This window comes from Paraburkholderia sp. 22098 (assembly GCF_052045935.1).
GTDB lineage: Bacteria > Pseudomonadota > Gammaproteobacteria > Burkholderiales > Burkholderiaceae > Paraburkholderia > Paraburkholderia caledonica.
The window spans coordinates 15,077-27,920 of record NZ_JBQEPV010000017.1 but is presented as its reverse complement, the minus strand read 5'-3'; the positions used below and the strand labels follow the sequence as shown (position 1 = coordinate 27,920).

Annotated in this window: 12 protein-coding genes; 10 read left to right on the top strand and 2 right to left on the bottom strand. The window is 61.8% G+C overall.

Going from position 1 to position 12,844, the window contains the following annotated elements; all coding sequences use genetic code 11:
• Nucleotides 1-77: 77 nt before the first annotated feature.
• From ACTJLB_RS27605 to ACTJLB_RS27560, 10 genes are all read left to right on the top strand, one after another.
• Nucleotides 78-779 carry a type IV secretion system protein gene (locus tag ACTJLB_RS27605; RefSeq protein WP_440785203.1) on the top strand — a complete coding sequence of 234 codons (702 nt, stop codon included), beginning with the start codon at nt 78-80 and terminating at the stop codon, nt 777-779.
• Nucleotides 776-1,651 (top strand): TrbG/VirB9 family P-type conjugative transfer protein, encoded by an 876-nt coding sequence (locus tag ACTJLB_RS27600; RefSeq protein ID WP_440785202.1) that lies wholly within the window; start codon nt 776-778, stop codon nt 1,649-1,651. The genes ACTJLB_RS27605 and ACTJLB_RS27600 overlap by 4 nt, the downstream gene beginning before the upstream one ends.
• 8 nt (nt 1,652-1,659) lie before the next feature.
• Nucleotides 1,660-2,952, top strand: a complete 1,293-nt coding sequence (locus ACTJLB_RS27595; protein WP_440785201.1) for a TrbI/VirB10 family protein — start codon at nt 1,660-1,662, stop codon at nt 2,950-2,952.
• The gene (locus ACTJLB_RS27590) at nt 2,945-3,751 is read left to right on the top strand and encodes a transglycosylase SLT domain-containing protein (RefSeq protein ID WP_440785222.1); all 807 of its coding nucleotides are present in this window, start codon (nt 2,945-2,947) and stop codon (nt 3,749-3,751) included. Before ACTJLB_RS27595 ends, ACTJLB_RS27590 begins: the two co-directional genes overlap by 8 nt.
• Complete coding sequence (locus tag ACTJLB_RS27585) at nt 3,748-5,055, top strand: TrbG/VirB9 family P-type conjugative transfer protein (protein ID WP_440785200.1); 1,308 nt, start codon at nt 3,748-3,750, stop codon at nt 5,053-5,055. The genes ACTJLB_RS27590 and ACTJLB_RS27585 overlap by 4 nt, the downstream gene beginning before the upstream one ends.
• A complete protein-coding gene (locus ACTJLB_RS27580; protein WP_135895315.1) occupies nt 5,052-5,486 on the top strand; it encodes a lytic transglycosylase domain-containing protein in 435 nt (144 codons plus the stop codon). Before ACTJLB_RS27585 ends, ACTJLB_RS27580 begins: the two co-directional genes overlap by 4 nt.
• On the top strand, nt 5,483-6,052 hold the full coding sequence (locus ACTJLB_RS27575) for a toxin co-regulated pilus biosynthesis Q family protein (protein WP_440785198.1): 570 nt from the start codon (nt 5,483-5,485) through the stop codon (nt 6,050-6,052). The genes ACTJLB_RS27580 and ACTJLB_RS27575 overlap by 4 nt, the downstream gene beginning before the upstream one ends.
• Before the next feature lie 2 nt (nt 6,053-6,054).
• Entirely contained in the window at nt 6,055-7,680 is a 1,626-nt protein-coding gene (locus tag ACTJLB_RS27570) for a type II secretory pathway protein (protein ID WP_440785197.1), read from the top strand.
• A gap of 8 nt (nt 7,681-7,688) precedes the next feature.
• A complete protein-coding gene (locus ACTJLB_RS27565) occupies nt 7,689-9,017 on the top strand; it encodes a hypothetical protein (protein ID WP_440785196.1) in 1,329 nt (442 codons plus the stop codon).
• Between the two features lie 529 nt (nt 9,018-9,546).
• Nucleotides 9,547-10,983: an IS1182 family transposase gene (locus ACTJLB_RS27560; protein WP_440785220.1), complete on the top strand. Its 1,437-nt coding sequence runs from the start codon at nt 9,547-9,549 to the stop codon at nt 10,981-10,983.
• Between the two features lie 471 nt (nt 10,984-11,454).
• Here ACTJLB_RS27560 and ACTJLB_RS27555 read toward each other — a convergent pair whose 3' ends face one another.
• Both ACTJLB_RS27555 and ACTJLB_RS27550 read right to left on the bottom strand, forming a co-directional pair.
• Nucleotides 11,455-11,826 (bottom strand): DoxX family protein, encoded by a 372-nt coding sequence (locus ACTJLB_RS27555; RefSeq protein ID WP_440785195.1) that lies wholly within the window; start codon nt 11,824-11,826, stop codon nt 11,455-11,457.
• An 81-nt stretch (nt 11,827-11,907) separates the two neighbouring features.
• A complete protein-coding gene (locus ACTJLB_RS27550) occupies nt 11,908-12,780 on the bottom strand; it encodes an NmrA family NAD(P)-binding protein (protein ID WP_440785194.1) in 873 nt (290 codons plus the stop codon).
• Nucleotides 12,781-12,844: the final 64 nt, after the last annotated feature.

Here is a 12,844-nt window from a genome sequence, read left to right as displayed (position 1 = left end):
CAAATCACACCTCTTTTGCATGACTAGCTTCCTGCTGGCGCTGATTCAATTGAGTCGGCACAAATGGACCGATCGTCATGCGTTTATTCCGCAGTAAAAAACAGGTAGCGCTCTCTACAGCGCCAGGTGGTTATTCGGAAGAGGACCCCGAAGGGATCATCTTCGATATGGGCGCGCGCCTGCGCACGGAAGCGAATCACTGGAAGCTTTTCGCCTTCTTTCTGGCGTTCGTCGCCGGCGGGGCGGTGTACACGCGAAATCCGCCGCCGTCGGTAGTCAAGGCTTACGGCGTCTCGTCCGATGCTAACGGCCATGCGGTTGTCAGGCAGTTGACTGCCTATAAGCCGGATGACCAGGCGATCCGTACCGCGCTGAAAGAAACTGTAGAGAGCTGGTTCACGATCGAGCCGGTGCTCACGGACGACATCCAGGCTTCGCGTATGGCGCGAAACATCAACGCCGTCAAGGCGATGATGGTCGGCAACGCACGCAACCAGTTTGCTGACTGGATCAAGGCTGACGCGCCATTCCAGGCCATTACGCTCAATCCGAAGCTCGTGCGCGAGCCGCGCGTCTTCAACGTTGCGTTGCTCGAGGACTCCACGGCTGTCGTTGAGTTCACAACCAGCACCACCCAGTCACCGACCGACAAGCCGGTCGTTCAGAAATACGCCCTGACTTTCCGCTATCAGATCGTCCCTCCCACAGCCGAAGACGCGCTCGGCCGCAATCCGTTCGGGCTCTTCTATCCGTTGTTCTCCATGCAGAAGACCCAATGATGAATGCGAACCGAACGTTTGCCTCGTTGATGGCCGCCGCGCTATGCGTTGGCGCGATGTGCCAGCCGGCCAGTGCCGCGAGAAAGGGCGAGACGCCGTCGGGCGCGCCGTTCGAAATCGCGAACGCCATGAGCGACCCTATGAGCCCGGTTAATCCCTACAACGCCGGCACCGATCCCGTCACGATGCCTGGCGACGCGCGCATGGCGGTGTTTCCGTACAGCCGCGACCAGATCTACCGGATCATGACCGCACCGTTGAAGAACACGACGATCGAGCTCGCGCCCGGCGAGCGACTAACGACGGATCCAGCGATGGGCGACTCGGTGCAATGGATCGTGGACACCGACGGAGCCAACCATGTGTTCGTAAAGCCGATCAAGCTCGGTCTCGTCAACACGTTGCATCTGACGACGAACCTGCGCGAATACGACATGACACTCGTCTCTTCTCCGATGGGTGGGCTGTTCTATCAGACCGTGCGCTTCAACTATCCCGGCTCGTTGATGGCAAAGGTGCGTGCGCGGGAAGAGGCTGGCTACGATTCACGCGACGGCCAGAGTTCAGCGAATGACTCGGGTCCCATTGGCGTGTCACCGGACAAGCTGAACTTCGACTACACAGTTTCCGGGTCGGCGTCGTTCAAGCCTGAAACCGTGTTCGACGATGGCAAGTCCGTCTGGCTGCGGCTGCCGCCCGACGCTCCGTTCGCCGTTCCAATTGTGAAGGATCATGGCGACGTCGTCAGTCCAAACTTCATCCGCCGCGGGCAGTACATCGTCATTCAGGAAATGGCAAAGGAAATCGTGCTGCGCGCGCCGAATGAGGAAGTAACCATCAGGCGCCGGCGTCCGGGCCTGTTCGGATTCTGAGCTGAGTCATGGCTAACCAGAACGGACAACCCGACAGCGACCGCGCGACGATCGTCAAAGGCAAGTCGCCCCGCAATGTGCTGATTAGCGCAGGCGTGGTGGTTGCCGTCATTATTGGCGCGCTGGGCTTTTACTATCAGGTGAAGGAAGGCAACAAGGCTGAAGAAGAAGCGAAGCTCCAGAAGAAGGCGAAGCAGGCGGAGGTTGTCGACAAGTCGAACAATACCCAGGACCTTAACAAGACCATCGACGACCAGATGGCAGCGGCGCGGCGTCAGGCAGCTTCAGAAGCGCGTGCGGCGGCCGCGCCGGGCGCGCAGCCGGCAGCGGGGGCTAGCTCAACGCCTGCTTTGAACGCGGATAATTTTCTCGGGGACCAGCACACGCAGCAGATCAAGTCACAGGCAGATTCGGACGCAGTTTTCGCTTCGCCGATCTTCCGCGCTGGCCTGAAGGTAAAAGACACCGCCCCGCAGCAGGCAGGGCAAATCCCGGGCATTCTCACGCCCGCACAGATTGCCGCGCAACAGTCCGCCGCACAGCAGGCAGCAGGCGCGTCGGTGGGTGACCGCGTGGCCGCCGCCTTGTCGGCTGCCGGCGTCGGCGGACAGCAGGGGCCGCGCGCCTATTCGAGCCAGGATCACGATGGCGCCTTCATCAGGAACGTCGCGAATCAGTCCGGCAATGGCCAGGACTTCGCTCGTACGGGTTTTGTCGGGCAGGCGCGCGGCTGCGTCCTGTCGCCCCCGCATCACATTCCGGTGTTGTCGATCGAAGGCCTGAATTCAGACAGGCCCGGCACTGCTGCGCTGGTTGTCGAAAAGGACGTCTACGACAGCATCCGCGGCGACTGTCTGATGATCCCGAAGGGCAGCATGATCACCGCGCCCTACAGTTCCGACATTCAGCCCGGCCAGGAAAGCATCCTCGTTGCAGCTACCGAGATGCGCCTGCCGAACGGCAAACACGTACCGCTATTCGGTGCGCAGGGCGCTGATGCCGATGGGACGGCCGGGTTCTCGGGTGACGTCAATAACCACTTCCTGAAGATCTTCGGCACATCGTTTCTCGTTGCCATTCTGCTTCGAAAGTTCGATGGTGGCGACACCTCGACAACGACTGGACCGCTTGGCGTCACGCAGGTCGGGAGTACAGGCGGACAGGTCGCGGCGACTACCGCCCAGTCCGTGCTCGACCGGTACAAGAACATCCCGCCGACCATTACGGACGGCCCAGGCGAGCGTCGCTTCATGCTGAAAGTGAATCGCGACATCTACATGGAGCCGTACCGTGATCAGTAAGCGATTCCTTCCCGCTTTGCTGGTCGCTTTGTGTGTGCCGGTGGCGCATGCCGCAACGATTGAAGAGGTCATCAGTCCGACAAGCGTCGTGCTCGCGCAAGGCACCGCGCGAACGATCGCAAAGATCGATGGAATACCCGTGTTCTATTGCGGGCTTTCCGCCTTCGGATCGTGGGCCGCACATCTGGTTGGCCAACCGGTAGGCAGCAACCCCGAGAGTGGGATGACCGTGGCTGTGGATGAGCGCGACGTTGCGCTGGCCGGGCTGCTCGTCAGTAAGGGATGGCTGCAGCCTCCGATGCTTGACGACGAAGCACAGGCCGCTATCACGGAGAGACGCGGAGGCTGGGCGTGCGCGAGCGCGGTCACGCCGTTCGAGCTCATGCATAGCAGCGTCGATCCGAAGGTACTGGCGGGCATTGCGCTGAACGAGTCAGGGCTCAATGGCCACGCGTGGCCCTGGACGCTGAATATCGCAGGACAGGGCTACTTCTTCAGGTCGCGCGAGGACGCCTATCGCGTTGTGCAGTCACTGATCGCGCGTGGTCGCAGCGACTTCGATGTCGGCATCATGCAGATCAACTGGGGGTACCACGCCCACCGCTTTGCGTCGCCTTGGGATGCTCTTGCACCGGCCACCAGCATCCGCGTGGCTGAGGACATTCTCAACGAGAACTACGGCAAGACCCATTCGGTTGCAAAGGCGATCGCCTATTACCACAGCGCCAATCCGGTCCCGGGCCAGGCGTATCTCGCGCGCTTTGCGCGGCACCTCAACCAGATCCAGGCCGGACTATGAAGCACACCGTTTCCCGCATCGCCGTCGCGTGCGCGATGCTCTTCGTGGCGATGGCGTCGCATGCTGCAAACACCGACCCATTCGACTTCGATTATGAGATCGCGGGCGGGATCGCCGAGCGCCCGGCGCTCATTTTCAATGACGGCTCGAAAACATACATCCAGCCCCGCGCGGGTCAGGTCATTACAGCCGCTGGCGGTCATCAGGAAGGGCCGTATGTTGTTGTCGACGGCACGCCCGAGACGATCACCTATACGGTGGCGGGTCGCCCGGCCAGTGCGCGCTGGACGAGGGCCAATGCCTTCATCGGAGCCGGCGCGCGCGGTCCGCTCGCGTCGTTGCGCGATGACCAGCCGGCCGCGTTCGACGGCTTCACAAATCGACTGGTGCTGATCGGCTCCCACGGGTCGCTCGAGCCCGTTCGTGTACTGAGTGGTTCGATGCCGGTGGCCGCCGTCGTGAAGGCGCTCGTCCCCCAAGGCTGGACGGGCTCTGCCCAGAAGGATGTGGACCTGACTGAAAACACCGGCTTCGCCACCCGCGCGGGCGAGAACTGGATGCAGGCGCTTGATCGCCTGATGACGCAGAGCGGTCTATATGCTGATGTGGATTTCACGTCACGTCATATCAGGGTGCATCGCGACGCCCCCAAGTCTGGCGCGCTGAACTACGCTGCTGGCCAGAAGTCGCCCCCCGATGCGATCGCGCAGACGATCGCAACGAAGGAGGGCGCGGCAGGCGGCTCCGCCGCTGGGGCGCCGCAGGCGTCGCTACTCGCGCAGTACTTTGGCGCTCAGGCGATCCGCGATTGCGACGACACACATACACAGATCCGTTTCGCGGCAAAGCCAGCAACGGAGCTGACGTTCAGGACGCCGGACGGTCGATCGCTGCACCCGAAGTGGGATAGCGAAACCGCTGTCGTGACGGTTGAGCGTGCCGAACGCATGCTGGTTTCGGACGGAACGCGCACGGTTGAGCTGGGCCGTTCGGCAGGCACCGTGTACGACTTCGACGCGGGCAGCGCCGCACATCTGGAGGCGGTGTTCGACCGCGATGGCCAGACGTTCTTCAAGTTCGCAGACTCTGTCGTGCAGGTCCATGTGAGCGACGTAAGGCACCTGGGCTCGGGCGAGCAGAAGGGCCGCTACTACATGTTCAACGGCACGGCGGACCAGTTCATCGTGACCGCCGATGGCGCAACTGTGAATGTTACTCGGCGTCACGACGTGAAGTATTTCGAGCGCCCTGCGACGGGCACACCGTCAACGGCGTCGACTGCATCTGGAGCGGCGAAATCATGAGGCGCGTGATTCCTGTTCTCATCGCTACGGTGCCTGCATTGTGCGGGCCACTCGCGCACGCGGACTGCCTGGATGATGCTGCCGCGTTCCAGCACGTGAGTACGCAGCTTGTGCATGCGATAGCGCAACACGAATCCGGGATGCGTGCGAACGCCGTGAACCTGAACAGCAACGGCACCGAAGACATCGGTCTGATGCAGATCAATTCGTCGTGGCTGCCAAAGCTCGCGCGCTACGGCATCCGGCGTCAGGATCTTTTCAACCCATGTGTGAACGGCTACGTCGGCACATGGATCCTTGCGTCGAACATCCGGCAGTTTGGCCCGACGTGGAAGGCGGTCGGCGCCTATAACGCGGTCTCGACGCAGAAGCAGCTGATTTACGCAAACGCCATTTATCGCCGCCTGCAGCGGCTGGGGCAACAACAATGAATGTGACCATCGAACGTAACGACCGGGCGCGCGTGGTGGCGCGTGTTCTCGCCGTAATCCTGCTCATCGCCGGCCCCGCATGGACGCGCGCAGCGACCGATCCGGGCCCGTCGCGCATCGCCGCGCCGGCAGGCGACGGCTGGCAGGTCCTTTCAGGCGCGCCGGCCGGCAATGTGCCCGTCGAGCCGCCCGTTGCGGCTGTGAGTGGTCCCGCGTTGCCTCTCTCCACCGCCCCCGTTTCGATGACTGTGGCTCCGGTTGTTCTCCCAGCGACAACGGCACCTGCTGCGGCTGCTGGCGGTGTACTCACGTTTTCGGTATCGCCATCGGACCGCAATCTGCGCAACGCACTCGACCGCTGGTTGCAGACCCAGGGGTGGCAACTCGCGTGGAAGGTCGACGATGACCTCCCTCTTGAGTTTAACGCGACCTTCACCGGCGACTTCACGTTCGTCCTTGTTCAGGTCATGAAAGCGACCAACCACATGCGCGTGCCAACCCGCGTCTGCCGCCGTTCGAACAACGTCATCCGCGTGGTGGCACGCGCGGCCAACTGCCAGGAATAACGATGCGCCACGCCCAGATTCTGAGGACTTCAATTGCTGCTGCGTGCCTGCTCGTCATCGCTGGCTGTGCCGTCACGCAAGGCGACGTGAATTCGGCCTACGACTCGGCCAATAGCAGCGCGAGCGCTGCCATGAACAATCTGTCGGGCTCAATGGCGCTCGTTGAAGATGTACCGACAGCGTTCCTCGGCGATCGCCTCGTGCCGGTCGCCTATGAGGCTACGCTGCCTGCGACGTTTCGCGAAAAGCGCATCACGATGCCGGCGAATCTCGATATCAACCAGATCGCGAACCTAGTGTCCGGCGCGACCGGCTATGCCGTTCATCTGAGTCCTGACGTGTTTGTTCCGCGCAGTTCGCTCGTGCCGCGCGAGGGCGCATCGTCCGATGGCAAGTCGTCTGGAGCATCTGGCGGCGGCAACGCGAACAATTACGAAAAGCCTCGCTATGCGCAGGTCTTTGACGGACCGGCGGGCGAGTACCTCACGCGCATGACGGAGGATCTCGGGCTCGACTGGTCTTTCGATGGTTCGACCATCAACATTACGCGCTTCGTGACACGCATGTATCAGATCGCCGCCATCCCCGGCAAGGTCTCGATCAAGTCGACGATGTCGAAGGGCATGGACACGTCCACGGGCAATCAGGCGAACGGCAGCGGCGGGGGCAGCGGAGATACGGGTTCCTTCTCGGCGCAAACCTCGACGGGCCGTCAGGGCGACTTCGACCAGATTCAGTCGATCATGGACGCACTGAACAAGCTTCGCTCGCCGATGGGGCGCGTGAATGTGAATCCCCAGAGCCGCCTTGTCATGGTCCATGACACGCGCGAGGCCGCCGATGCGATGGGCAAGCTGCTCGCCCAGGAGAACGCCGTATCGACGCGTCAAGTGGCAATCCGCGTGCGCACGTTGCAGATTGCGTTGAACCGCGGCAGCCAGGCTGGCGTGAACGGGGATGTCGTGTTCAATGCGATCCAGGGCGGTCTCGCAAAGTACGCGATCAGCTTCGTGTCGCCCACATCGCTGTCGTCCGGAGGCGGTACGCTTGGCATGTCCGTCTTGCGCCCGAACGCGCCTTTCTCCGGCACGAATGCGGTCATCAATGCGCTGAACCAGTACGGCCGCACGGTGCAGGACAACACGCAGACCAAACTCACGCTCAATGGCCTGCCGGTGTCGATCGCTTCGTTCCAGAGCGACGATTACCTCAGATCGACGACGTCCTCGGCGGGCAGCCTTACAGCAACGTCAGGTGGTGTACCTGGGCTGAACCCGGGCACCGTGACGACCGGCGACTTCGTCAACATCCTGCCGTCGGTGAACGACCACAACCAGATCGTGCTGGCCTACTGGAGCGACAGTTCGAAGCTGAACGGCCCCTTCACAGAGAAGTCGGTCGGCTCAGGACAGACGCAGCAGACGATCCAGCTGGCGCACACGGTCGGCAGCAAGGACGACCAGATCGTCGCGCTGTCCGACGGACAGACGGTAGTGCTCTATGGCGAGATGACCGATCACGCTGACAGCACCACCAACGGCGGCATCGCCGGTATCACGGGCCTGTGGAACAAGGCGAGAACCTTCCAGGTCATCATGCTGACGGCTTCTGTCGTCCCGTCGATGTGAGCACAGCTATGCACATTACCGATCCGCTGCCGCGCGAGAAAAACGCGCGCCTTGTTTTCGGACTCGAGTGGCGCGCCTATCCGTCAAAGCAGATGCGGGCAGAGCGCCGTCGCTATGCCGACGATTTCGGCGCGACCCATTATGTCGAGTACAGGATCGGCAAGGATGTCATCGGTGGCTTCTGCGCGCCTGAAGTGGCCGAACTCAAGGGCGCAAAGCTTTACTCGGGAGCGGCTCGCATCGCCCAGCACGCCCGGGTCAAGGGCAAGGCGGCCGCGGTGGTACTCCTGCAGGGCGATCAGCGCGTACACGTCGTCTTTGTTGTGCGCGGTGTTGTGCGCAGCGACGAGGTTCTCACCGTACCGCAGGCCCACGAGCGGAAGCTTGCGATCGAGCAGGAATGTCTGAAGCTGAACCTGAGGCTGACGACGCTTGGCTCCGGGCCAGCCGTCAGGGACGTCGACGAGAGCTTTGGCCCCGATGCACTGCTCGACGCGCGCAAGAGCGCCCGCGTGGTCAGGGTGCCCGCCGCTGTTCCATCCATCGTGCCCATCGTCGTGATTGGTGCTGCGCTCGTATTTGGTGGCATTGAACTGGCCGATATTCTCAATCCGCCGCCGCCCCCAGCGCCGCGCGAGCCATCGTTCGAAGAGAAATACGCGCTGCAGGTGCGTCAGACGTTTGCCGCGAAGATGCCGCGTGCCAATCTGCTCGCGCCGGCACTGCTGGAACGCCTTGGCGACAGCGAAACCGTCGTTGCAGGTTTCGTCTTCGAGAAAGCGGTGTGTGGCACGCAGGGGTATTGCGCTGAGACTCTGCGCCGCCACGGCGGCAGCTTCGATGAACTTCGCCACTTGGCCCCCGAGTCGATGCGACCGCTGCATTTCGATGCTGACGGTCTGCATGCGGGTGCGCGGGGACCGCAGATTCCCACTGTCGCCTTCGTGGCCGCGCGGGACCAGAAAGCCTGGCCCACGGAGCAGGGACTGATCGACGCCTTGCAGACGCCGCCACAGAAGCTTTCGTCGAAGCCTTTTGATCTCGACAGCTACGGCTACACGGTCCATCTCGACCCCCCAATGCCACTTCTCGCGACGCCGGTGGGCACCAACGATTCGCGACCCGCGCAGATGATCCGCGTGGGCGAGTGGACGATCAACGGCTATCGGTGGCAGTCGCCATTACTGGCGCGACTGCCGTCGAACATGACGCTGGACACGATCACCGTCGAACTGAAGCTGGGAGACCCCGGTGCCAGCAAAACGCAGGACGGTGGCGTGCAGGTCCAGAACGGTATCCATTTCACTGCCAGGGGCAAATACTATGTGCTCAACTAAAGTCCTGTCGGCGCTCGCGTGCGCGTTGATGATTGCGTCTGTCGCCGTCCACGCGCAGCCAAAGCCGCGGGCGTCGCATCCGCAAGCAGCCCGTTCACGGGTGCCGTCAGCGGACCTCGACCTGACCATGGAATCGACGGCCGCCAGTGCGGTCGCCCATACAAGCGCAGCCTCACAGCCTGCAGTTGCCCAGTCCGCAGCTGCAACGCCAGTGTCCATTGCGCCCGCGTCGGCACCGGCGCCGTCAGAGTCGCGCCTGTCCATCGAGGACGTGGACCGGATCGCCCGATCGTCTATTGCGCGGCAACTGGCCGGCAATGGGAGTGGGCTGCCTAACGGTGTGGCTCTCAATGGAGTGGCTCCCGCGGCGCCCACCAACGCGCCTGCACCTCCCCCCAGCATCAAACCGGCGCCTGTCCGTTATCGCGCGGAGCCTGTGCGATTCGTCGGTGCCTTCAGTGACGTGAGCGGACAGTCGGTCCTCTACGAATACCGCAATGCTTCGTACCCCGCGCATGTAGGCGAAAAACTGCTTAACGGATGGACCGTTAAGCGTGTCGACGGCTTCGTTGTCACCGTTGCAGAAGGGACAGGTAATCCTGTGCGGATTGTCGACGCATTCGTCGAAGAACTCGAACTGGCATCCCTCGGATTCGAAGGCACTACGCCGGCAAGCACCGGGCGACCTTCTTACCACCCAGCCGTACTGCTCAAGATCTATATCTACGGCTATCTCAATCGCGTGCAGTCTAGCCGACGCCTGGAGCGGGAGTGCCAGCGCAATGTCGAATTGATGTGGCTGACCGGCCGGCTTGCGCCGGACTTCAAGACGATTGCCGAGTTCAGGCGGAGCAATGGCGAAGGCATTCGCAACGTGTGCCGTCGCTTCGTGATGATATGCCGTGACCTGAAGCTGTTCACACAAGCGGTCGTAGCCATCGACGGTAGCAAGTTCAAGGCGGTCAACAGCCGCGACAACAACTTCACGCCCAACAAGATTGCACGGCGTCAGGAGCAGATCGAGCAAAGCATCCAGCGTTATCTGGACGCGCTGGAGACTGCCGATCGCACTCAGCCGGCCGAGGTAGAAACGAAGACTGAACGCCTGCGGGAGAAGATCGAGACGCTGCGTGAACAGATGCGCGATCTGAAACGCGCAGCGGAACTCCTGAACGATCTGCCGGAAAAGCAGATCTCACTGACCGACCCGGACTCACGCTCGATGATCTCCCAAGCCAAGGGTACGGGCGTGGTTGGCTATAACGTTCAGGTCGCCGTCGACGCCCGGCACCATCTCATCGTTACCCACGAAGTCACGAACGTCGGCAACGACCGGACGCAGTTGAGTCCGATGGCCAAAGCGGCGCGCGACGCGATGGGGAAGAAGAAAATCAAGGCACTGGCAGACCGTGGATATTTCAGCGCACCAGAGATCAAGGCGTGCGACGACGCGGGTATCGCGGCACTGGTACCTAAGACGCAAACATCTGGTGCAAAGGCCGACGGCCGCTTCGATCGGGCTGACTTCATTTATATCGCCAAAGACGACCAGTATCTATGTCCGGCGGGCCAGCGTGCGATTTACAGGTACACCTCGTTTGAAAGGGCGAATCTGCTGAAATTGCGGACCTACTGGAGCAGTGCCTGCCCACACTGTCCACTCAGAAAGCAGTGCACACCGGCGCCGTATCGGCGCATTCGCCGATGGGAACACGAAGCGGTACTCGACAGAATGCAACGCAGACTGGATCGTCAGCTCGATGCGATGACAATACGGCGACGGACGGTCGAGCACGTGTTCGGCACGCTGAAGCACTGGATGGGCTCAACCCACTTCCAGATGCGCAGGCTTGGGAACGTCTCGACTGAAATGAGTTTGCATGTGCTGGCGTACAACCTCAAACGCGTGATGAAGATCCTCGGATTCGCGAAGACACTGCGAGCGATGAAGCTGGCAGGCGCGTAATCTCACGCCTGCCCATGCTCGCCGGCGCATCTCAATCTGGTCAGCCTTCAGAGATCGTCAACTGCGAAGACGCGGCGGCCTCACAGTTGGCCTACCCGCCCGTCGGCCCATACGTTTTTACACAACCTCGGCCGGGTTGAGGCGGTGCCCCCGGCAATTCGCTCGTCGGAAACCGGCCATTGAGCGAGGGCAAACGAGACCTTGGCTGATCAAACTGGATGTCGACCTCGACCGGCGGCTCTTGGCCGACTGCCGCCCGACGTGGTCGGCCGAACCCGACCCTGAACGGCCGGTCGGGAGCACAAGACGTCGATGGCCGCTTCTGAAGTGCTTCGGACGCCCCTTGAGGCGCCAACCGCCAAGCTCAATTCAATAAGTCAACCCTGTTCCAACTGAGATTTCAAACCGATGACTGGTTGGCAGCTATAGCACTTTCAGGATGCTTTGAGGCTCGTGGAGGCTGCGGAAGGTCTAGGCCCGAGCCATAGAATCGGCAGAGAGCCGCTTGCGCCAGGCAATCCAGCCGACAACAATCAATAGTGTTGTCACGACAAGTGGCGCCACCCCATGTCCATATTCGCCGTGAACTGTGACGGTTGCCAGCGCAGCCAACATCACCGCGCAGCCGAGCGCCGAGCCCCACAGCCGCGTCCGTGCTCGCGCCAGCAGAACGGCGGTCATAAGTTCCAGCAAACCGGTCACAAAATGGAACCAGTGCGGATATCCCCACTTCAGGTATTCCTCGAAGATGGATTGCGGGGTGACGATGTTGCTGAGTGATCCCACGACGAAAAAAGCCGCGAGAACCAAAGGTAATTTTTGGCGCCAGGAAATCTTGGACATTCGTCTACCTTCTCCGATGAGAGCGCTGCGCCGAACATGAGTGTGGCCGCCTGGTCGACGAGCCGACACGATCTGCTCTGTTCATGCCGTGGTGGCCTTGTAGGCCGCCGCAAAGACATCGCGAGGCGATGTCGTGCCCGCGACGTGCTTCGTGCCCGCGACGCCGAGGTCCATCCAGCCCGCGTTGACGGCATCGAACATCGCTTCGGCCGGTCCGGTGTGGCCCTTCGGGATGCCGAACTGTTCGAACGCTGCCGGCCAACCGGCCCGCGGGATGGCAAAGGCCTTAACGTCGCGCTGCAAGACTTCGCCTAGCTGGGCCGCGATTTCATCCGCGCTGACCATCGAACCGAGCTCGACGACGCGTTGCCCGGACCACACCGGCCCGGTCAGCAGCGTCGCCACCTCGGCGCCGATATCGTCGGTCGCGACCATGGTCGACTTCCGACTCGTCGGGTTGTAGTAGACGGGTAGCGTGCCGCCCTGGGCGACATGCAAGCCGTAAAGGAAGTTCTCGAAAAATCCGCCGGCTCGCACATAGGCGATCGGCAATGTCAGGTGGCGCATTGCTTGTTCCAGAAGCGAGAGGGCGGTGATCATTCCCAGCCCGCTGGTTCTGTTTGCACCCATCGACGACAGCACAACCACCCGCGGCGGCACTACCCTGGCCAGCGCCTCGACATAGTTAGCGATCACGCTCTTTGCTTCCCCGAAATCCGGCGAGGGTGCCCAGACCGCCGGCAGCATGACAAATGCACCTTCGACCCCTTCGAGCGCCCTCTCCACGGCGGTCGCATCATTCCAGTCGCCGTCGACCAGTTCCACGCCCTGATCCGCCCAATTCGCCGCCTGCTCGCGATTGCGGACCAGCGCCCGGACTTTCTTGCCTTGCGCCAAAAGATGTTGCGCCGTTGCGCCGCCTACGCGTCCCGTGATTCCCATTACCAAAAACATGTGTTTCTCCTGATTTGTATCCCGCGACTCGACCACACCCCCGCCTACATGTCCGCCGCAGTCT